Below are 18,513 nucleotides of genomic sequence, written 5' to 3'. Positions count from 1 at the left end.
TAACTCCAGTGGCGGGTCAGTTCGGTGAGTTCTCCAGGCCGTTCGGGTCGGCCGGGAGCGAGTCTTGCGCACCCCCACCGTAGGTCCGGACGCGGGATGGCACACCTCGTTCGTCTCTTCAAACAGTACGCCCGTCCTTTTTACCTGGCAAGCCGACACGCGGGTCACGAAGGTCTCATCCACCTGCGGCCGTTCGAGTGACGAAACGTTCGTCTGTTCGTCCCCCGTTGAGGGGAAATGGTGCCTACGGTGTGTAAGTTCCTGGTGGTGCTTCTGGTAATGCTGTGACGGCAGTGGCACAGTGAGGTCGTCGTTCAAGATCGGGAGGTGGGTGGATCGTGCGTGGTGAAACCGGGTCTGGGGCCGGTGCCCGCCGTGGCGCGACCATCGGCGCCCTGGGAATCGCCCTGTTGCTCGGGGTGACGGGTACCGCCATCGCGGTACCGCCGCCCCCGCCGAACCCCAGCGACTCCGAGATCAACTCCAGCAAGGCCGAGGCCAACGCCAAGGCGGGTGACGTCGGCAGGCTCACGAACCAGCTGGCCCAGGCCGAGTCGAAGCTCGCCCAGCTCAACGACGACGTCGAGCTGAAGATGGAAGAGGCCAACAAGGCGAGGGTCGACGCGGAGACCGCGCAGGACGAAGCCGCGCAGGCCGATCGCGACGCGAAGGCCGCGCGCACCGAATCCGACGCGGCGCAGGCCGCCATCGACAAGGCCCGCGCCGACCTCGACCGGTTCGCCGCCGCCAGCTTCCAGCAGGGCAGCAAGATCGGCTCGGTTTCGGCGTACCTGACGGCCAACAGCCCGAAGGAACTGCTCGGCCGCGCCCAGATGCTCGACGCGGTCGGCGGCAGCAGGCTCAACGCGCTCGACACGATGAAGCGCGCGCAGACGGACAAGTCCAACAAGGACGCGACCGCGCGCAAGAAGCTGGAGATCGCGCAGGAGCGCAAGCGCGCGGCCGACGCGGCGAAACACGAGGCCGACAACGCGCAGAGCGCCGCACAGCACGCGCAGGACACCCAGGCCGCGCAGAACCAGAAGCTCGAAGCCGACCGGGCGAGTGTCGAGAAGCAGCTCTTCGAAGCGCAGCAGAAGGTCAGCGGCCTGCAGGGGCAGCGGCAGCGTTACGAGGAGTGGAAGGCGCAGAAGGCCCGCGAGGACGAGGAGCGCGCCCGTCAGGCCGCTCTCGCCGCGTCGAGGCCCAGCCCCGGTCAGGGCGGCGGTGGCCGTCCGACCGCCAGGCCCGTCCAGTCGGCCCCCGCCGGGGCGAGTGTCGAAGCCGTCGTCCGGCGGGCTTTGTCGCAGCTCGGAGTGGTGTACGCGTGGGGCGGCGGCAATACGTCCGGCCCGACGCGCGGTATCCGCGACGGTGGCACGGCGGACCGTTACGGCGATTACAACAAGATCGGCTTCGACTGCTCGGGCCTGATGATCTACGCGTTCGCCGGGGTGAAGTCGCTCCCGCACTACAGCGGCTACCAGTACAACGCCGGGCGGAAGGTGCCACTGTCCCAGATGCGCCGCGGCGACATGCTCTTCTGGGGCGGCAGCGCACGGGGTATCCACCACGTCGCGATGTACCTCGGCAACGGGCAGATGGTCGAGGCGCCGCAGTCCGGTCTGCGGGTCCGCATCGCGCCGGTGCGCTACGGCGGCATCATGCCGTACGCGACCCGCTTGATCGGCTAGGTCGTGTCCTACGCGGGGATCGTACTGGCGGGCGGTGCCGCGCGCCGCCTGTCCGGTGTGGACAAACCCGCGCTTCCCGTCGGTGGGAAACCGTTGCTGGCCAGGGCTTTGGCCGCGCTCGCGGACGCGGATCCGGTGATCGTCGTCGGCCCGGAACGGCCGGGATTCGGCGACGTCGTCTGGACAAGGGAGTCCTCGCCCGGAGCGGGGCCGGTGGCCGCGCTGGCCGCCGGGCTCGCGCTGGTGCGTTCGGAGCTCGTCGTGGTGCTGGCCGGTGATCTCGCGGGGGTCCGGAAGTCCACTGTGGACAGGCTGCTGGCCGGGATCGGCCGGGCTTCGGGAGCGGTGCTGGTCGACGCCTCGGGGGAGCGGCAGTGGCTGCTCGGCGCCTGGCGTGCGGAGGCCTTGCGCGGCGCACTGCCGGAAACGGTGGAGAACGCGTCGTTGCGGCGGACGCTGGGCGGGCTGGAGATCGTCGACGTACCCGAAGAACCGGGGGAGAGCACCGACATCGACACGCCGGAGGACCTGGACCGGTGGAGGTGAGTCGTGAGCGGCGATCCGGGGCGAAGCGGACCGGGTCGTGAGTGTTTTGTGTTGTTCTAACGACACTTACCACTCACGAGACCTGCCCCACCACGCGACCGCCGCCCTTGCTGACCCCCGTCCCGATCTGGCCGCCCCTCACTCGCCAGGGTTCTTCCAGAGGATGTACTCGAACGTGAGCACGGTCTTTCCCGCCGCCGGCGTGCGGTGGATGAGGGCGCCGTAGTGCCCGGCGCTGGTCCGGACGCAGAAGACCGGTTCCAGATGCTTCCAGCGGTTGCCACTGAAGAGGCCTTCCAGTACCTCGGTACGGTTCCACGCGGCTTCCGGCAGGCCCGAGCAGCCTCGTCTGGTCGGCGGACCCTCGGTCCAGTCCGCGGCCAAGGCACCGTTGCGCAAAGCGGCACGGCCTCCCGACCAGGGGTCGAAGGTTCCCGCGAATCTCGGCTCGACCAGGTCGACCGTTCCGGCGAAGGCCGGTTCGGAGGGGTCGCCGAACCGGCCGGCGTCCAGATCGTAGTGCAGGTTTCGTGCGTCGAAGGCGAACCTGCCGCCCCGTAAGACCGGCTCGTTCGACCTGGCGTCGGTGATCACGATGGTGGAGTCGCCGGCCGGATCGGCCTCGATGGTGATCAGGTTCTGTTCGATCTCGGCGACGAATCTCCCGTCCATGTCGATGCGCAGCTTCCGGGTCGTGTCGATCCGGAACATGGAGACGCGGCGCTCGCCGTTGATCACCTGGCCGATGGACAGGTAGGTCGCGTCACGATTCTCGGACTGCAGCTTGGCCGCCTCCTCGGTGGCGTGGACACCGAGCTGGGCGACGAGTTTATAGGGCATCGGCAGGCGGACGGCGACATTCTTGGCGACCTGGAAGACGATCGGCATGATCTGCTCCTCGAAGGCCTGCTGCCGCTCGTCGGGGGCGCATGCGCCGATCCCGGCGAGCGCGGCGAGTCCCGCGACCGCGAGGCTCGCCGTCTTCCGGAAGGAGCCCCGGGCGACCCCGCTTCGGCGGGGGCGCTGGTCAGCGAATCCGTTCGGCATGAGCGGTCAAGATCCTGGCCTTGCGGCGCCGGTCTTCGGATTCGTCCTGCTCGAACTGGACGGCTCTGAGCGCCGCACAGAAAGCCGACCATTGCGCATCACTTTCGGCCGCGGACGCCAGACGCTCGAGGTATGCCACCCCGGTTCCTTCCTCCATCTCGAGCAGGTTCGCGATCTCGGCTTTGCGGGCTTCATGGTCCGCGCCGGCTTCGGCGAGGGCTTCGAGCCAGCTTCCCACCTTGCGTCGGAACTCCTTGTCTCGGACGGCCTTGACCACAGTGGCGGTAGCCGCGACCGCACCCGCGGCCAGAAAAAGAGGGAACGGCATTGACGGTTTCTCCTCACCGATGGGCGCTGTGTGAAATCGCGTCCCGGGCCTGTCGAGCGGACCCGCGAAGGTAGCTATCGGGGGTGACCGGAAGAATTGTTACCGTCGCCGCTTCGGTACTCGATACCGTTACCGAACCGTCATCGCGGTTCGGTTGCAGGCAGGGCGAAAAGCCGGCGGAAAGTGCGCGATCTGCCAATTCCGAATCGGGTCGAATTGTTTCCACACGGGAGGCGCGGAAGTGAATTTCCCGCCCTCCGTGGTCGCGGCCGGCGACACGTCCGGACAGGCGGCCGAAGCCCCTTCACAGCCGTCATACCGCTGATCGGGTTGGCTACCGTCACGAACGGCTGTGTCACCGACCACTACGGTCACATCCGGACGCATGTACGCAAGCGGGGAACACAGGAGGCACAGTGACCGAGCCCGGCTACGCCGACGGCGCGCAACAGCAGCCCGGAACGCCGGCGCGGGACGCCCAGTTGCTTGAGCGGACCGTGTTCGAGGTCAAGCGGATCATCGTCGGCCAGGACAGGCTGGTGGAGCGGATGCTGGTCGGCCTGCTGGCCAGGGGCCACCTCCTGCTCGAAGGCGTTCCCGGTGTCGCGAAGACGCTCGCCGTCGAGACCTTCGCCCGCGTGGTCGGCGGTTCGTTCTCGCGGGTGCAGTTCACCCCGGACCTCGTCCCCGCCGACATCCTCGGCACCCGGATCTACCGGCAGGGCGCCGAGCGGTTCGACGTCGAACTCGGCCCGGTGGTGGCGAACTTCGTGCTCGCCGACGAGATCAACCGCGCACCGGCGAAGGTCCAGTCGGCGATGCTCGAGGTGATGGCCGAGCGGCACGTGTCGATCGGCGGCCAGACCTTCCCGATGCCCGACCCGTTCCTCGTGCTCGCCACGCAGAACCCGATCGAGAACGAGGGTGTGTACCCGCTGCCCGAGGCGCAGCGTGACCGCTTCCTCTTCAAGATCGTCGTCGAGTACCCGACGGCCGAGGAAGAGCGGGAGATCATCTACCGGATGGGCGTCACCCCGCCCACCCCGCAAGAGGTGCTGACCCCGGCCGAACTGGTCCGGCTGCAGAACGTCGCTTCGCAGGTCTTCGTGCACCACGCGCTGGTCGATTACGTCGTCCGTCTCGTGCTCACCACCCGTACGCCGAACGACCACGGCCTCGCCGACGTCGCGGGCTGGGTGTCCTACGGTGCCTCGCCGCGTGCCAGCCTCGGCATCATCGCCGCGTCCCGTGCGCTGGCACTGGTCCGCGGCCGGGACTACGTGCTGCCGCAGGACGTCGTCGACGTCGTTCCGGACGTGCTGCGGCACCGGCTCGTGTTGTCCTACGACGCGCTGGCCGACGGCGTGCCCATCGACCACATCATCACGCGGGTGCTGCAGACCGTGCCGTTGCCGCAGGTCTCGGCGCGTCCGCAGGGCGGCGCCGGTCAGGGCGGCCCGGTCCCGGCCGGCGCGCCGGTCAGGTAGGGAAGCGTGAAGAACGAGAAGGGCGAACGTCCTTCCTGGGCTCCGCCGGTACTCCGCGGGGAGCGGATGGAGGCGGGCCTGCGCACGCTCGAACTCGACGTGCGCCGCCGTCTCGATGGTCTGCTGCAGGGAAACCATCTCGGCCTGGTGCCGGGGCCCGGTTCGGAACCGGGGGAGGCCAGGCCGTACCAGCCCGGTGACGACGTCCGCCGGATGGACTGGGCGGTCACCGCACGGACGACGAGCCCGCATATCCGGGAGACCGTCGCCGACCGTGAACTGGAGACGTGGCTGGTGGCGGACGTGTCCGCGAGCCTCGACTTCGGCACCGCGCTGTGTGAGAAGCGCGACCTGGTCGTCTGCGCGACGGCCGCGGTCGCCCATCTGACCGGGGGAGGCGGCAACCGGATCGGTGCCCTCGTCTCCAACGGGGCGGGCAGCATCACGCGGATCCCGGCGCGCGGCGGGCTCCCGCACGCGCGAGGGCTGGTCCGCAAGATCGCCGAGACCCCGCGTGCCGAGGAAGGTGTCCGCGGGGATCTCGCCGCGGCGCTGGAGAAGCTTCGGCGCCCGCCCCGCCGTCGCGGGCTGGCCGTCGTGATCTCCGACTTCCTCGGCGACACCGAATGGCAGCGGCCGCTGCGCGCGCTCGGCGGGCACCACGATCTCATCGCCATCGAAGTCCTCGACCCGCGCGACATCGACCTGCCCGACGTGGGCACCGTCGTGCTGGCCGACCCGGAGACAGGGAAACAGCGCGAAGTGCACGCTTCGGCCTTGCTGCGCAAGGAATTCGGCGCCGCGGCGCACGCTCACCGGCAGGAGGTCGCGGCCGCGCTGCGCCGGGCCGGTGCCGCGCATCTGGTGCTGCGCACCGATTCGGACTGGATCGCGGACATGGTCCGGTTCGTGGTGGCCCGCAAGCGCCGCTGGTCCGGTGGTGTCGCGTGAGCCTCACCGGATTCGCCTCGCCGTGGTGGTTCCTGCTGCTGCTGGCGGTCGCCGCGGTGGCCGTGGGCTATGTGCTTTCCCAGCGTGCGCGGCGCAAGCGCACCATGCGGTTCGCCAACCTGGAACTGCTGGAGAAGGTCGCGCCGAAGAGCCAGGGATGGGTGCGGCACGTTCCCGCCATCCTGATCGTGCTTTCGCTGCTGGTGCTCACCGTCGCGCTCGCCGGGCCGACGGCCGAGCAGAAGGTGCCCCGGAACCGGGCGACCGTGATGCTGGTGATCGACACCTCGCTGTCGATGGAGGCGACCGACGTCGCTCCGACCCGGCTGAAGGCGGCCCAGGAGTCGGCGCGTTCGTTCGCGCAGAACATGACCCCGGGGGTGAACCTCGGGCTGATCTCCTTCGCGGGGACGGCGACCGTGCTGGTCGCGCCGACCACCGATCGCGGTGGTGTGGTGAAGGCGATCGACAATCTCAAGCTGGCGCAGTCGACGGCCACCGGTGAAGGGATTTTCGCCGCGTTGCAGTCGATCGAGAGCTTCTCGGCGATCGTGGGCGGCGCGGAAGGCCCGCCGCCCGCCCGGATCGTCCTGATGAGTGACGGAAAGCAGACCGTTCCGGACGACCTGTACGCCCCGCGCGGTGGCTACACGGCGGCGCAGGCGGCGAAGCAGGCTCAGGTGCCGATCTCGTCGATCGCGTTCGGGACCACGCACGGTTCGGTCGACATCGACGGCAAACCGCAGGAAGTCAAGGTCGACGTCGAGTCACTGGAGGAGATCGCGCGGCTTTCGGGCGGCGACTTCTACAAGGCGGCCAGCGCTGAAGAGTTGAAACGCGTGTACGACGACCTCGGTGAGCAGATCGGGTACGAGCTGAAGGACACCGACGCGAGTCGTCCCTGGTTGATTCTCGGGACTTTGGTGTTGATGATCGGCGCGGCGGCTTCGCTGTTCCTGGGGCAGAGACTGCCGTAGTGGCCTTGCCCGAGATTGGCCGGCGGTCGCGTGTTGCGAAAGCCACTTTCGCAACCTTCAACGTTGCGAAAGTGGCTTTCGCAACGTGGGCTCGGGCGATCGACGGACGTGGCCTGACAGCTCCCGGGTGGCGCCCGCGTCGACGTCGCGAAAGCCACTTTCGCGACACCTGCGGGTGCGCCGGAGCCGGGAGCTACGGGGTCGCGAAGCCGTTCTGCCGCCAAGCCTCGTAGACGCTGATCGCCGCGGTGTTCGACAGGTTCAGCGACCGGCTCGACGGCAGCATCGGCAGCCGCACCCGGTCGGTCACCTGCGGTGACTCCTGGATCTCGGCGGGCAGCCCCGCCGACTCCGGCCCGAACATCAGGACGTCCCCGGGCTCGTACGCGACGTCGGTGTGCAGCCGCGTCGCCGAAGCGCTGAACGCGTAGACCCGGGCTGGCAGCAAAGCCGCCCAGGCCGCGTCGAGATCCGCGTGCACGTGGACGCGCGCGAGGTCGTGGTAGTCGAGCCCGGCTCGCCGCAACTGCTTATCCTCCAGCGTGAAACCGAGCGGCTCCACCAGGTGGAGCTCGCAGCCGGTGTTCGCGGTCAAGCGGATCGCGTTACCCGTGTTGGGCGGGATTTCCGGGCGGTAGAACAGGATGCGGAACACGAGGGTTGATCGTCTTTCGTTCACGGGCGCTTCGCCTGAGCGCGGCCGGGTGGCCATCAAGCCGGACGAGCATGAGGCCCGCCCGTGACCATCCCACCACAGGAGGGCTTCATGCCTTCGCTCCCTCACCCCCTGTCGCGGCGTCGCTTCCTCGGATATGGCTCCGCCGGCGCGGCCGCCGTCCTGCTGGGGACCGGTGCCTGGAACGCCGCCGGCGCGATGCCGCTCGCCGGCGGCGCCGGTAACCCGTTCACCCTCGGGGTCGCGTCGGGCGACCCGTTGCCCGGCGGTGTCGTGCTCTGGACCAGGCTCGCGCCGAAGCCCTACGAGGCCGACGGCTTCGGCGGTATGCCGCGGACGCCGGTCCGCGTCGAGTACGAGGTGTCGCTCGACGAGCGCTTCCGCGCCGTGGTCCGTCGCGGATCCGTGGTCGCCACGCCCGAACTCGGTCACTCCGTGCACCCCGAGGTCCACGGCCTCGCGCCGGACCACGAGTACTTCTACCGTTTCCGCACGGGTGGCGAGATCTCGCCGGTCGGGCGCACCCGCACGGCGCCGGTCGTGTGGTCGTCGCCGCGCGAGCTGAACTTCGCGTTCGCGTCCTGCCAGAGCTGGGAGGCCGGGCACTTCACCGCGTACGACCACATGGCGGCGGAGGACCTCGACCTGGTCGTGCACCTGGGCGACTACCTCTACGAAAGCGGTGTCACGGGGGTCGGCCGCGGAACGCCGGTGGGGCCGCAGTTCAAGGGTGAGACCTTCGACCTGGCCCGCTACCGGCTCCAGTACGCGCTCTACAAGTCCGAAGCGCCGCTGATGGCCGCGCACGCCGCCTTCCCGTGGATCCACGTCAACGACGACCACGAGGTGGAGAACAACTGGGCGGGTGACATCTCGCAGATCGACAAGGAACCGGACCAGGACCGCGCGGTGTTCCGGCAGCGGCGGGCCGAGGCGTTCCAGGCGATGTACGAGCACCTGCCGTACCGCATCGCCCAGCTGCCGAAGGGACCGGACGCGCGTCTTCACCGGCGGCTGAGCTACGGCACGCTGGCCGATTTCACCATGCTCGACACCCGCCAGTACCGCGACGACCAGCCGTGCGGTGACGGCCAGTCGGCGAACTGCACGGAACGGTTCGACGAGAACCGCACCCTGCTCGGCTCGGATCAGCGGATCTGGCTGCTCGACGGCTTCTCACGGTCTCGCGCGCGGTGGCAGATCCTCGGCAACCAGGCGCCGATGGGCCAGACCGACACCGACGCGGGCGAGGCGACGAACGTCCACCTCGACCCGTGGGACGGCTACGTCGCCGACCGCGACCGCGTGCTCGCCGCCGCGCAGGACCGCGGGGTGCGCAACCTGGTGGTCATCACCGGTGACCGGCACCAGAACTACGCCTGGGACCTCAAGCGCGACTTCACCGACCCGGATTCGCCCACCGTGGCGAGCGAGTTCGTCGGGACGTCGATCACCAGCGGCGGCAACGGCGCGGACATGACGCCCGGCGGGGAGAACCTGCTGAAGGCCAATCCCCACATGAAGTTCTTCAACAGCCAGCGCGGATACGTCCGGGTCAACGTCAACCGGCAGCGCTGGCGGAGCGACTTCCGGGTGGTGCCGTTCGTCAACACCCCCGGCGCGCCGATCAGCACGCGCGCCAGCTACGTCGTCGAAGACCGGCGGCCGGGCGTTCAGTCCGCCTGAGCGGGCAGGAGGGCGGCGTACACCTCGCGCACCGACGCGGGTGGCGCCGCCTTCTCGAGCGTCTTCGGATCGACGAAGACGTACCGGGTCTTCACCTCGGTGCACAGGTCGCCGCCGCGGGTGATCTCGAAATCGATGATCAGCGAGGTCGTGCCGAGGTGATCCAGGTACACGGCCACGACCAGTTCGTCGTCGTAGCGGCAGGGCGCGCGGTAGCGGAGGTTGGACTCGGCGACGACGACGTCGACACCGCGGGCCACTGCCTCCTGGTGGGAGCCGAAGAGGACCTTCTCCACTTCGAACATGGCCATGTCCACATAGGCGAGGTAGTGGGCGTTGAACACGATGCCCTGCCCGTCGCATTCGTGGTAGCGCACGCGCAGCGGCATCTCGACGATCGGTTTCCGAGGCTCGGTCACGCTTCCAACCTACGTGAAGGGCTTCTTCCCTTGGTTCGAGGATGAGTGGGCGGCTCGTTCGGTGATTCCGATGGCCTGGCGTCGAGCTCTTGTGTCGTGAAGGGCCCCTTTGAGACCTTCATCGTCTCAAAGGGGCCCTTCACGACACGCGACCACTCACGTGAGCGCCTGACGGGAGTCCTTCACGCGCCAATGTCGTGGCTGCCGGCGCAGCCGAAACCAAGCCACCGCCGGTTCCAACCACTCACGACGCTTCGCAAGATGCCTGAATCGTCCCGGCTCACTCGATGAAGTCGATGTTCGGATGGCGCGGCGACTCGCCGTCGAACAGGTGCCGGTCCCGGCCCTTCAGGTGCAGATCGAAGAACGCGCCGATGTAGTCCCGTTGCGCGGCCAGCGACCGGCGGGGATCGATCGTGCCGATGACCGCCTCACGCTTCTCCGGCGCCACTCGCGAGCCGAGCTGCGGCACCACGACCTGCAGATCGCTGTACGCCATGTGCGTGCTTCCGCCGCGCAGCAGCAGATCTCGCTTCCAGCCCCGCTGGTTGGCCCAGAAATCCGCCCAGCTGCGGTCGAAGCCGGGCTGCCGGTGCGTGTGTTCGAGCGGTTTGCCGTTCTCGTCGACACCTTCGGCGCCCATCAGCAGGAACGGCCGGTCGAGACCGCGTTTCGTGACTTCGCCGGGCACGTAGGCGCTGCCGGGCGGGTAGCCGAACGCGGTCGCCATCGCGCCGTCGAGGTTGATCCCCGCGTCGACCCGGCGGTCGTGGACCATCGTCTCGCCCGCGGTGAACCCGCCGTAGGAGTGACCGTAGGCCCCGACCCTGGACAGGTCGAGCGACCAGCCGAGCCCGCGGGGGAGCGGCCGGTTCCCCGCGTCCGGGTTCTGGCCGCGGGTGATCTTCGCCAGCTGGTCCAGGACGAACCGGCTGTCGGCGACCCGGGCGTCGAGCGCCTTCTTCATGAACTCGGGTCCCTCGCCCGGCGGAACGGCCGTTTCGAGCCGTCCACCGGGGAACTCGACCGCGGCGCTCTCATAGGTGTGCGAGAGCGAGACGACGACGTAGCCGCGGCTCGCCAGATCGTCGACGATCGCCGTGTACGTCTCCCGCGGCCCGCCGAAGCCCGGGGAGAAGAGCGCCACCGGCTTCGGTGCGCCGGGCGCCGCGGGGACGCCGATCTCGGCCCGCCGCTTCGCCGAGGCCCAGTCGATGGAGCCTGGCGGGAGGCCAAGGTAGTCCTCGCCGGACAACGCCTGGTCGATGACGGCGCTCATCCCCGGCGTGAGCCACGGCGCGCGCGGGCCGTCGGCGAACCGGTCCGCCGGATAGGTGACGGTGACCATGAGTTCCCGGCGCCGCTCCGGTTTCCACGGATCGGGGCGGGACCGGTCGACGAGGTGGAGGTCGGTCGTGCCGACCTCGTAGTGGCCGGTGAGGGCCGGTGCGGTGAGCTTGGCCTGGTCTGCCGCGACGGCGGGGGCCGCCGTCGCGAGCCCGCCCGCGAGCGCGAGGCCCGCGATCAGCGCCGAACCCCGTACCACCCTGGTGTGTCTCGATGACACTGTCCCCACTTGACCCTGTTGTGACGACCGCATGAATTCGCCCACTGCTGGAGACCTTCCGGATCGGGGCGGCCCGATGGCCGCCTGATTCCGACCATGGCAGCGCCCGGTGCGCCGCGCATCCCTCTGAAGATGGAGCCCGGATCACCCGTGCAGGGCACGGTAGGCCGAGGCGGCTCCGGGATGCAGGGGCACCTTGCCGGTGCCGATCAGCGTCCGGACGTCGAGGAACTGCGTTCCCACCGCGGCCGCCGGGACGAGATCGGCGGCGTGCCCGGCCAGCACCCGCGCCACCGCCGCCGCGACGTCGTCGGGCAGCGAAGGGCTGGCCAGCAGCAGGTTCGCGACGCCGATCGTCCGCAGCTCGCCCACACCCCGATAGGCCTGCGCCGGGACGTGGACCTGGTCGTACACCGGGCCGTAACCGGCGCGCAGGGCGGGGAGATGGGCGTCGAGCGGGAGAAGGGTGATCGGGGTGGTCCGGTTCAGTTCGGCGAGCGCGGGAGTGGGGATCCCGCCGGACCAGAGCAACGCGTCGACCTCGTGCGCCGCCAGCGCGTTGATCGCTTCACCCAAGAGAAGGTTCTTCGCCTTCACCGGGACTTCGGCGCGGGCGAACAGGCGTGTGCTGAACACCGCGACGCCGGATCCGCTCGCGCCCATCGCCACCGGCCGGCCGGTCAGATCGGCGAGTGAGCGCACGCCGCCGTCCGCCCGGACCACGAGCTGGTGGTAGTTCTCGTAGACGCGGCCGATGGCCGAGAACGCGATCGGGACGGAGAACGGGTCCGCGCCGGCGAAGGCGGACTCGGCGACGTCACCCAGGACGAGCCCGAGATCCGCCCGGCCGTCTCGCAGCCGCCGCAGGTTCTCGACGCTGGCCTCGGTGGCGACGGCCATCGCGCGCAGCGCCGGTTCGGCCCGGTTCAGCTGCTGGGCGAGGAGTTCCGCGAAGGCGAGGTAGAAACCGCCGTACTCGCCCGCCGCGATGACGACCTCGCGTTCCGGGCCCCGATAGCCCGCTGTCGAACAGCCCGCGAGCGTCGCGAGCCCGGCCAGGAGAGCGGTGCGTCGCGTGACGGTCACGGCGTTTCCCCTGTCGCGAGAGGCAGTTCGACGCGGACTTCGAGCCCATGCGGTTTCGCTTCGCGCAGTTCGAGTTTCCCGCCCCTGGCGAGCACGTGCTGCCTCGCGATCGCGAGGCCGAGGCCCGTTCCGCGCGGAGCGCCGTCGCCCCCGGCCCGCCAGAACCGTTCGGTCGCGCGTTCGCGGTCCTCTGTGGACAGACCGGGTCCGTTGTCGGACACGAAGAGCGTGGCCGTCGTGTCCCCGGTCTCGTAGCCGGTGGTGATCGTCGCGCCGCGTCCCGCGTAGTGCACCGCGTTGTCCAGCAGGACATCCAAAACCTGGGCCAGCTCGCTCTCCGCGCACCGCACCGGCACCGGCTCGTCGTGGCCTTCCGCCGCCGCGAGGCCGACTCCAGCGTCTTCGGCCGAGGGACGCCACGCGTCGACCCGTTCGGCGAGGACGGCCGGGAGATCGCAGGGTTCGTCGCCGGACTCGCCCGCGGCGAGCCGGGTCGCGGCGCTTTCCGCGAGCGCCAGCGCGAGCAGGCCGTCGAGCAGGGACTCCAGCCGTTCGACCTCCGCGACGGTCGCGCGGTAGGCCCGCTGGCCGTCCCCGTCGACCTGCGCGGCGAGCGAATCCACGCGCAATCGCAAGGCGGCCATGGGATTGCGTAGCTGGTGCGACGCGTCCGCGACCAGCCGACGCTGCTGTTCCGAGGCCTCGACGACGGCGTCGGACATCCGGTTGAACGACGTCGCGAGGGAACGCAGCTCGCGGGGCCCGGCCCGGTCGGGGACCTGGGCCCGATGCCCCTCGGTCACCGCCTGCACGCCGGTCTCCAGTTCGTGCAACGGCCGCACCATCCAGCGCGCCAGCAGGACCGCGAGCAGCACAAACACCGCCGCGACCAGTACCGCGCCCGCGACGATCGCGGACCAGCGGGCGGCGACCTCGGCCGCCGCGGTGGTCACCGACGCGCGCAGCACCACCACACCGGCCACCCGGGTCCCGGTGCCCACCGGACGGGCGAAATGGACCGGATCCGCCGACCACGGACTCAGCTGTTCGGGGCCTTTGGCGGGCTGATTGCGCAGCGCGGCCTCGACGAGCGAGCGGACCACTGGTTCCGCGGCCGTCATCCCGCCGGTTTCCACCAGTGGCACCCCGCGCGCGTCGACCACCACGACGGCTTCGCCGTACAACGACGAATACCGTTCGGCGTCGACGGCCAGCGCGGTCGGGTCGGCGGCGTCGACGGCCTGCTGCGCCAGGACGACGAACCGGTCGACATCGGCGTTGCGGGCGATCACCAGCTGCTGGGTGCGCTGCGCGGCGGTCGACCCGAACAGCGGGATCGCGAACGCGGCGACCACGGTCAGCGCGAGCGCGACGAGGACGACCAGCAGCCGGGCGCGCACCGGTCAGTCCCGGCCCAGCCGGTAGCCGAAACCCCGGATCGTGGTCAGCAGGCCCGGCCTGTCGAGCTTCGCGCGCAACTGGGTCAGGTGCACGTCGAGCGAACGGGAGACGGCGAGGTACGCGTCGCCCCAGACCTCGTCCATCAGCTGCTGACGGCTCACCGCCGTGCCCGGCCGGGCGGCGAGCACGGCCAGGACGGCGAACTCCTTGGCGGTGAGCCCGATGTCGTTGCCGCCGACCAGCACGCGCCGCGCGCCGAGGTCGATCTCGACGTCCTCGACCCGGACGACGCCGTCCTGCGGCACGGCGGAGACGGCGGCGCGGCGGACGACCGCGTCCATCCTCGCCAGCAGCTCGGCCAGCCGGACGGGTTTGGTCAGGTAATCGTCGGCACCGAGCCGCAGCCCGCGCACGACGGACCGTTCGTCACCGCTCGCGGTGAGCACGAGCACCGGTACCGGCGAGACCTGCCGGACCTTCCTGAGCACGTCGAGCCCGTGCATGTCGGGCAGGTTGAGATCCAGCAGGATCACGTCGGCCGCGCGATGCCGGTGCAGCGCGTCGCTGCCGCGGAGCGCGTGGGAGACGGTGTGGCCGCGCGTTTGCAGCGCTTCGGCGATCGCGTCGGCGACACCGGCGTCGTCCTCGACGAGCAGCACCCGCACGGCCACACCTTCCCGCCTAGCCTTCGCGGCCGGACACGAGCTCGGGCTCGGGCTGCTTCTTCTTGTCCAGCTCCGAGGTCTTCGAGGTTTCCCGCATTGTGCCGTACACGATGAGCGACACCAGGACACAGCCCGCGACGTAGTAGAAGAACACCGATTCATGGCCCGCCCCCTTGAGCGCCTGCGCGATGAGCTCGGCGGTGCCGCCGAAGATCGCCACGGTGAGCGCGTAGGGGAGGCCGACGCCGATCGCTCGGATCTTCGTCGGGAACAGCTCGGCCTTCACGATCGCGTTGATCGAGGTGTACCCGGTGACGATCACCAGGCCGGCCAGCATCAGCAGGAAGGCGAGCACCGGCTCCTTCGTCCCGCCCATCAGCGTCATGATCGGGACGGTCAGCAGGGTGCCCGCGATCCCGAAGAACATCAGCAGCGGACGACGGCCGATCCGGTCGGACAGCTTGCCCGCGAACGGCTGCAGGATCGCGGCGACGAGGATCGCGCAGAACAGGATCAGCGTGACCGTCCGGCGCGGGATGCCCGCGGTGTTCTCCATGAACTTCTGGCTGTAGGTGGCGAAGGTGTAGAACGACACCGTGCCGCCGAGGGTGAGGCCGACGACGAGCGCGATCTCCTTGGGGTACTTGATCAGCGCCCGCAGCGTGCCCTTGTCGCCCGCGTCCTTGCCGGTGCCGGAGGCCTTGGCTTCTTCGAAGCTGGCCGACTCGTCCATCCCGCGGCGCAGGACCATCACCACGACCGCGGCGAGCGCGCCGACGACGAAGGCGATCCGCCAGCCCCACGAGGTCAGCTGCTGCTCCGTCAGGACGGCCTGCAGGAGCAGCTGGAGACCCAGCGCCAGCAGCTGGCCGCCGTACAGCGTCACGTACTGGAAGCTGGAGTAGAAGCCGCGTTTGCCCGGAGTGGCCACTTCGGACAGATAGGTCGCGGAGGTCGAATACTCGCCGCCGACCGAGAGCCCCTGGACGAGCCGGGCCACCAGTAGCAGGATCGGCGCGGCGATCCCGATCGAGGCGTAGGTCGGCGTCACGGCGATCATCAGCGACCCGGTCGCCATCAACGTGACGGAAAGCACGAGTGCGCTTCGTCGCCCGAACCGGTCGGCGAACCGGCCGAGCATCCAGCCGCCGAGCGGCCGCATGAGGAAGCCGACGGCGAACACCGCCGCGGTGCCGAGGAAGGCCGCCGTCGTGTCCTTGGTGGGGAAGAAGGACTTGGCGAAATACGTGGTGAAGGCGGCGTAGGCGTACCAGTCGTACCACTCGACCAGGTTGCCGATCGAGCCGCGCAGCACGTTGCCGACGACTCGACGTTCGCTCACGGGCGGCGAGGATTCGCCGATCCGGGTTGTCATCTTTGACCTCCTGTGTTCCGGCTCACGGTGAACAATCCGTGACGGCCGGGCAAGGTTTCGGCGCGGTTCCTAACATCCGCTTAGGACGGTCGCGGTTACCCGGAGGTAGGGGTGGCGCGGCTCCGGCGCGAACCTGGCGAGCCGATAACCTCAGTGCCGTCAGCGCGACAGGACGAGGCGAGGAGAGCTCTGTGGGACGGTCGGTACTGGTCACCGGCGGCAACCGCGGCATCGGTTTGGCGATCGCGAAGGACCTCGCGGCGCAGGGGCACAAGGTCGCGATCACGCACCGCGGTTCCGGCGCGCCCGAAGGTCTCTTCGGGGTGCAGGCCGACGTCACCGACGCCGAGCAGATCGACGCCGCCTTCAAGCTCGTCGAGGAGCACCAGGGCCCGGTCGAGGTCCTCGTCGCGAACGCCGGCATGACCGACGACACCCTCCTCATGCGGATGAGCGAGGAGCAGTTCACCCGCGTGGTCGACGCCAACCTCACCGGCGCGTACCGGGTCGCCAAGCGCGCTTCCCGCGGCATGCTGCGCGGCAAATGGGGGCGCTACATCTTCGTCTCGTCCGTCGTCGGCCTCACCGGGTCCGCCGGGCAGGTCAACTACGCGGCGAGCAAGGCCGGTCTCGTCGGCCTCGCCCGTTCGCTCGCGCGTGAGCTGGGCTCGCGCAACATCACCTCGAACGTCATCGCGCCGGGCTTCGTCGCCACGGACATGACCGACGAACTCGGCGAGGACCGCAAGAAGGAGATCCTCGCCCAGGTTCCCTCCGGCCGGTACGCCGAGCCGTCGGAGATCGCCGCCGCCGTCCGTTACCTCGCCTCCGAAGAGGCCGGTTACGTGAACGGCGCGGTGCTGCCGGTCGACGGCGGCCTCGGCATGGGCCACTGACGTCCCCGTTTTCCCGTACCGATCGCAAACCACTCCGGACTGGAGGTCCCGTGCCAGGACTGCTCGAAGGCAAGCGCCTGCTGATCACCGGCGTCATCACCGACGCCTCGCTCGCGTTCCACGCGGCCAAGATCGCGCAGCAGGAGGGCGCGAAGGTCGTGCTCACCGGCTTCGGCAGGCTGTCGCTCGTCGAGCGCATCGCCAAGCGCCTCCCCGAGGAGGCGCCGGTGCTGGAGCTGGACGTCACCAACCAGGAGCACCTCGACTCGCTCGCCGACCGTGTGCGTGAGCACGTCGACGGCCTCGACGGCGTGCTGCACTCGATCGGGTTCGCCCCGCAGTCCTGCCTCGGCGCGCCGTTCCTGGACGCCCCGAGCGAGGACGTGAAGGTGGCCGTCGACGTCTCGGCGTACTCCTTCAAGGCGCTCGCGGTCGCGACGCTGCCGCTGCTCTCGCGCGGTTCGTCGATCGTCGGCATGGACTTCGACGCGCGCGTCGCGTGGCCCGCCTACAACTGGATGGGCGTGGCGAAGGCGGCGCTGGAGTCGGTGAACCGGTACCTGGCCCGCGACCTGGGCCCGCAGGGCATCCGGGTCAACCTGGTCAGCGCCGGTCCGATGAAGACCATGGCCGCGAAGTCCATCCCCGGTTTCGCCGACCTGGAGAACGGCTGGGGCGACCGCGCGCCGCTCGGCTGGGACAGCTCCGACCCGGACCCGACGGCGAAGTCCGTCTGCGCCGTGCTGTCGGACTGGCTGCCCGCCACCACCGGCTCGATGATCATGGTCGACGGCGGTCTGCACGCCACCGGCTTCTAGGTCTTTTCAAGCCCCTGAAGGCCCCTTCCCTCAGCAGAGGAAAGGGGCCTTCTTCGGCGGGCTCACTACGCTTGCGCCATGACCGAAAGTCTCACAAGCCACCTCAGACAGCTGGAGCAGCAGCGAGTCGAGGCGCTGCTCACCGTCGATACGGCGGTTTTCGACGCGCTGCACGACCCCGCCTACCAGCTGTGCAACCCGACGGGAACGGTCTGGGACAAGGCCGAGTACCTGCGGCGTCTGACCACGGGGGAACTGGCCTACAGCCGGCTCGAAACGACGTCCGAGATCGATGTGCTGGCGTCCGAAACGCTCGCCGTGCTGCGCTACCGCTGCCTGATCGCTCTACGCGTCGACGGCACCGACATCCCCGCCCACGAGTGCTGGCACATCGATACCTACATCCGCGCCGGCGACGGGCAGTGGAGGTGTCGGTACTCGCAGGCCACCGGGATCATGGATGCCGCCGTCCCCGCTGCGGCGGGCTAGAGGACGGCGTTCGCGACGTGCCACGAGTCCTCGAGCATCAGGTACTTGGTGATCAGCCCGTCGGCGTTCACCTCGAATTCGAGGCTGAAGGCCGTCTCGATCACCTTGCCGGTGCTGCGGATCGTCGAGCGCAGGCGGCCGATCGCGACCGCGTGCGGCCCGTCGACGAGGACGCGCTCGACGTCGAACCGGTCCTTGACGAGCCCTTTGTCGAGCAAATCGTAGAACTCGCGGATCTCCGCGCGGTTCCGGCGCGGGCCGATCCACGCGACCAGTTCGGTGGCACCTGGGATGTCCCACGCGACGTTGTCGGAGAAGAGTTCCGTGGCGCCGTCAGTGTCTCCTGTGGACATCCGGCGGAAGAACTCGTCGACGGTGGATCGGGTTCGTTCGGACATGATTCTC

The 18,513-nt window shown here is 69.5% G+C and carries 19 protein-coding genes; 9 read left to right on the top strand and 10 right to left on the bottom strand.

Annotated elements, in window-relative coordinates; translation table 11 throughout:
* Positions 1–338: 338 nt before the first annotated feature.
* Together ACZ3HL_RS35315 and mobA are read left to right on the top strand one after the other, a co-directional pair.
* Positions 339–1,694 (top strand): NlpC/P60 family protein, encoded by a 1,356-nt coding sequence (locus tag ACZ3HL_RS35315; RefSeq protein WP_465535647.1) that lies wholly within the window; start codon positions 339–341, stop codon positions 1,692–1,694.
* A 3-nt stretch (positions 1,695–1,697) separates the two neighbouring features.
* Positions 1,698–2,240 carry a molybdenum cofactor guanylyltransferase gene (gene mobA, locus ACZ3HL_RS35310; RefSeq protein WP_465535645.1) on the top strand — a complete coding sequence of 181 codons (543 nt, stop codon included), beginning with the start codon at positions 1,698–1,700 and terminating at the stop codon, positions 2,238–2,240.
* Positions 2,241–2,378: 138 nt separating this feature from the next.
* Here mobA and ACZ3HL_RS35305 read toward each other — a convergent pair whose 3' ends face one another.
* Together ACZ3HL_RS35305 and ACZ3HL_RS35300 are read right to left on the bottom strand one after the other, a co-directional pair.
* A complete protein-coding gene (locus tag ACZ3HL_RS35305) occupies positions 2,379–3,287 on the bottom strand; it encodes a hypothetical protein (RefSeq protein ID WP_465535643.1) in 909 nt (302 codons plus the stop codon).
* On the bottom strand, positions 3,268–3,525 hold the full coding sequence (locus tag ACZ3HL_RS35300) for a hypothetical protein (protein ID WP_465535642.1): 258 nt from the start codon (positions 3,523–3,525) through the stop codon (positions 3,268–3,270). Before ACZ3HL_RS35300 ends, ACZ3HL_RS35305 begins: the two co-directional genes overlap by 20 nt.
* A 506-nt stretch (positions 3,526–4,031) precedes the next feature.
* On the opposite strand from ACZ3HL_RS35300, the gene ACZ3HL_RS35295 reads away from it, so the two are divergent.
* The 3 genes from ACZ3HL_RS35295 (at position 4,032) to ACZ3HL_RS35285 (ending at position 7,030) form a co-directional block, all read left to right on the top strand.
* Complete coding sequence (locus ACZ3HL_RS35295) at positions 4,032–5,102, top strand: AAA family ATPase (protein ID WP_465419500.1); 1,071 nt, start codon at positions 4,032–4,034, stop codon at positions 5,100–5,102.
* A gap of 66 nt (positions 5,103–5,168) precedes the next feature.
* Positions 5,169–6,053 (top strand): DUF58 domain-containing protein, encoded by an 885-nt coding sequence (locus tag ACZ3HL_RS35290; protein WP_225950060.1) that lies wholly within the window; start codon positions 5,169–5,171, stop codon positions 6,051–6,053.
* Positions 6,050–7,030 (top strand): VWA domain-containing protein, encoded by a 981-nt coding sequence (locus ACZ3HL_RS35285; protein WP_465535640.1) that lies wholly within the window; start codon positions 6,050–6,052, stop codon positions 7,028–7,030. The genes ACZ3HL_RS35290 and ACZ3HL_RS35285 overlap by 4 nt, the downstream gene beginning before the upstream one ends.
* A gap of 193 nt (positions 7,031–7,223) precedes the next feature.
* Here ACZ3HL_RS35285 and ACZ3HL_RS35280 read toward each other — a convergent pair whose 3' ends face one another.
* Positions 7,224–7,685: a tRNA (cytidine(34)-2'-O)-methyltransferase gene (locus ACZ3HL_RS35280; protein ID WP_037337394.1), complete on the bottom strand. Its 462-nt coding sequence runs from the start codon at positions 7,683–7,685 to the stop codon at positions 7,224–7,226.
* Positions 7,686–7,796: 111 nt separating this feature from the next.
* Here ACZ3HL_RS35280 and ACZ3HL_RS35275 point away from each other — a divergent pair, with 111 nt between their 5' ends.
* The gene (locus ACZ3HL_RS35275; protein ID WP_465535638.1) at positions 7,797–9,392 is read left to right on the top strand and encodes an alkaline phosphatase D family protein; all 1,596 of its coding nucleotides are present in this window, start codon (positions 7,797–7,799) and stop codon (positions 9,390–9,392) included.
* Here the strand turns inward: ACZ3HL_RS35275 and ACZ3HL_RS35270 are convergent.
* The 6 genes from ACZ3HL_RS35270 to ACZ3HL_RS35245 all read right to left on the bottom strand — a co-directional run bounded on the left by ACZ3HL_RS35270 (position 9,380) and on the right by ACZ3HL_RS35245 (position 15,905).
* The gene (locus tag ACZ3HL_RS35270) at positions 9,380–9,811 is read right to left on the bottom strand and encodes an acyl-CoA thioesterase (protein ID WP_465419494.1); all 432 of its coding nucleotides are present in this window, start codon (positions 9,809–9,811) and stop codon (positions 9,380–9,382) included. The genes ACZ3HL_RS35275 and ACZ3HL_RS35270 overlap by 13 nt on opposite strands.
* 280 nt (positions 9,812–10,091) lie before the next feature.
* Positions 10,092–11,378 carry an alpha/beta hydrolase family protein gene (locus ACZ3HL_RS35265; RefSeq protein ID WP_465535636.1) on the bottom strand — a complete coding sequence of 429 codons (1,287 nt, stop codon included), beginning with the start codon at positions 11,376–11,378 and terminating at the stop codon, positions 10,092–10,094.
* Positions 11,379–11,522: 144 nt separating this feature from the next.
* Positions 11,523–12,464, bottom strand: a complete 942-nt coding sequence (locus ACZ3HL_RS35260) for a TAXI family TRAP transporter solute-binding subunit (RefSeq protein ID WP_465535634.1) — start codon at positions 12,462–12,464, stop codon at positions 11,523–11,525.
* Positions 12,461–13,864 (bottom strand): sensor histidine kinase, encoded by a 1,404-nt coding sequence (locus tag ACZ3HL_RS35255; RefSeq protein WP_465535633.1) that lies wholly within the window; start codon positions 13,862–13,864, stop codon positions 12,461–12,463. Before ACZ3HL_RS35255 ends, ACZ3HL_RS35260 begins: the two co-directional genes overlap by 4 nt.
* A 3-nt stretch (positions 13,865–13,867) precedes the next feature.
* Positions 13,868–14,530 (bottom strand): response regulator transcription factor, encoded by a 663-nt coding sequence (locus tag ACZ3HL_RS35250; RefSeq protein ID WP_465419486.1) that lies wholly within the window; start codon positions 14,528–14,530, stop codon positions 13,868–13,870.
* A 16-nt stretch (positions 14,531–14,546) separates the two neighbouring features.
* Complete coding sequence (locus tag ACZ3HL_RS35245; protein WP_465419483.1) at positions 14,547–15,905, bottom strand: MFS transporter; 1,359 nt, start codon at positions 15,903–15,905, stop codon at positions 14,547–14,549.
* Positions 15,906–16,096: 191 nt separating this feature from the next.
* Here ACZ3HL_RS35245 and fabG point away from each other — a divergent pair, with 191 nt between their 5' ends.
* From fabG to ACZ3HL_RS35230, 3 genes are all read left to right on the top strand, one after another.
* Positions 16,097–16,801: a 3-oxoacyl-ACP reductase FabG gene (gene fabG / locus ACZ3HL_RS35240; protein WP_465535632.1), complete on the top strand. Its 705-nt coding sequence runs from the start codon at positions 16,097–16,099 to the stop codon at positions 16,799–16,801.
* A gap of 50 nt (positions 16,802–16,851) precedes the next feature.
* Positions 16,852–17,619, top strand: coding sequence for an enoyl-ACP reductase FabI (gene fabI, locus ACZ3HL_RS35235; protein WP_061986623.1), 768 nt, complete (start codon positions 16,852–16,854; stop codon positions 17,617–17,619).
* Positions 17,620–17,697: 78 nt separating this feature from the next.
* A complete protein-coding gene (locus tag ACZ3HL_RS35230) occupies positions 17,698–18,108 on the top strand; it encodes a nuclear transport factor 2 family protein (protein ID WP_465535630.1) in 411 nt (136 codons plus the stop codon).
* Here the strand turns inward: ACZ3HL_RS35230 and ACZ3HL_RS35225 are convergent.
* Positions 18,105–18,506, bottom strand: coding sequence for a nuclear transport factor 2 family protein (locus tag ACZ3HL_RS35225; protein ID WP_465535628.1), 402 nt, complete (start codon positions 18,504–18,506; stop codon positions 18,105–18,107). The genes ACZ3HL_RS35230 and ACZ3HL_RS35225 overlap by 4 nt on opposite strands.
* Positions 18,507–18,513 lie beyond the last annotated feature (7 nt).

This window comes from Amycolatopsis sp. NPDC000009 (assembly GCF_055563465.1).
This window is presented reverse-complemented; position numbering and strand designations above follow the sequence as displayed.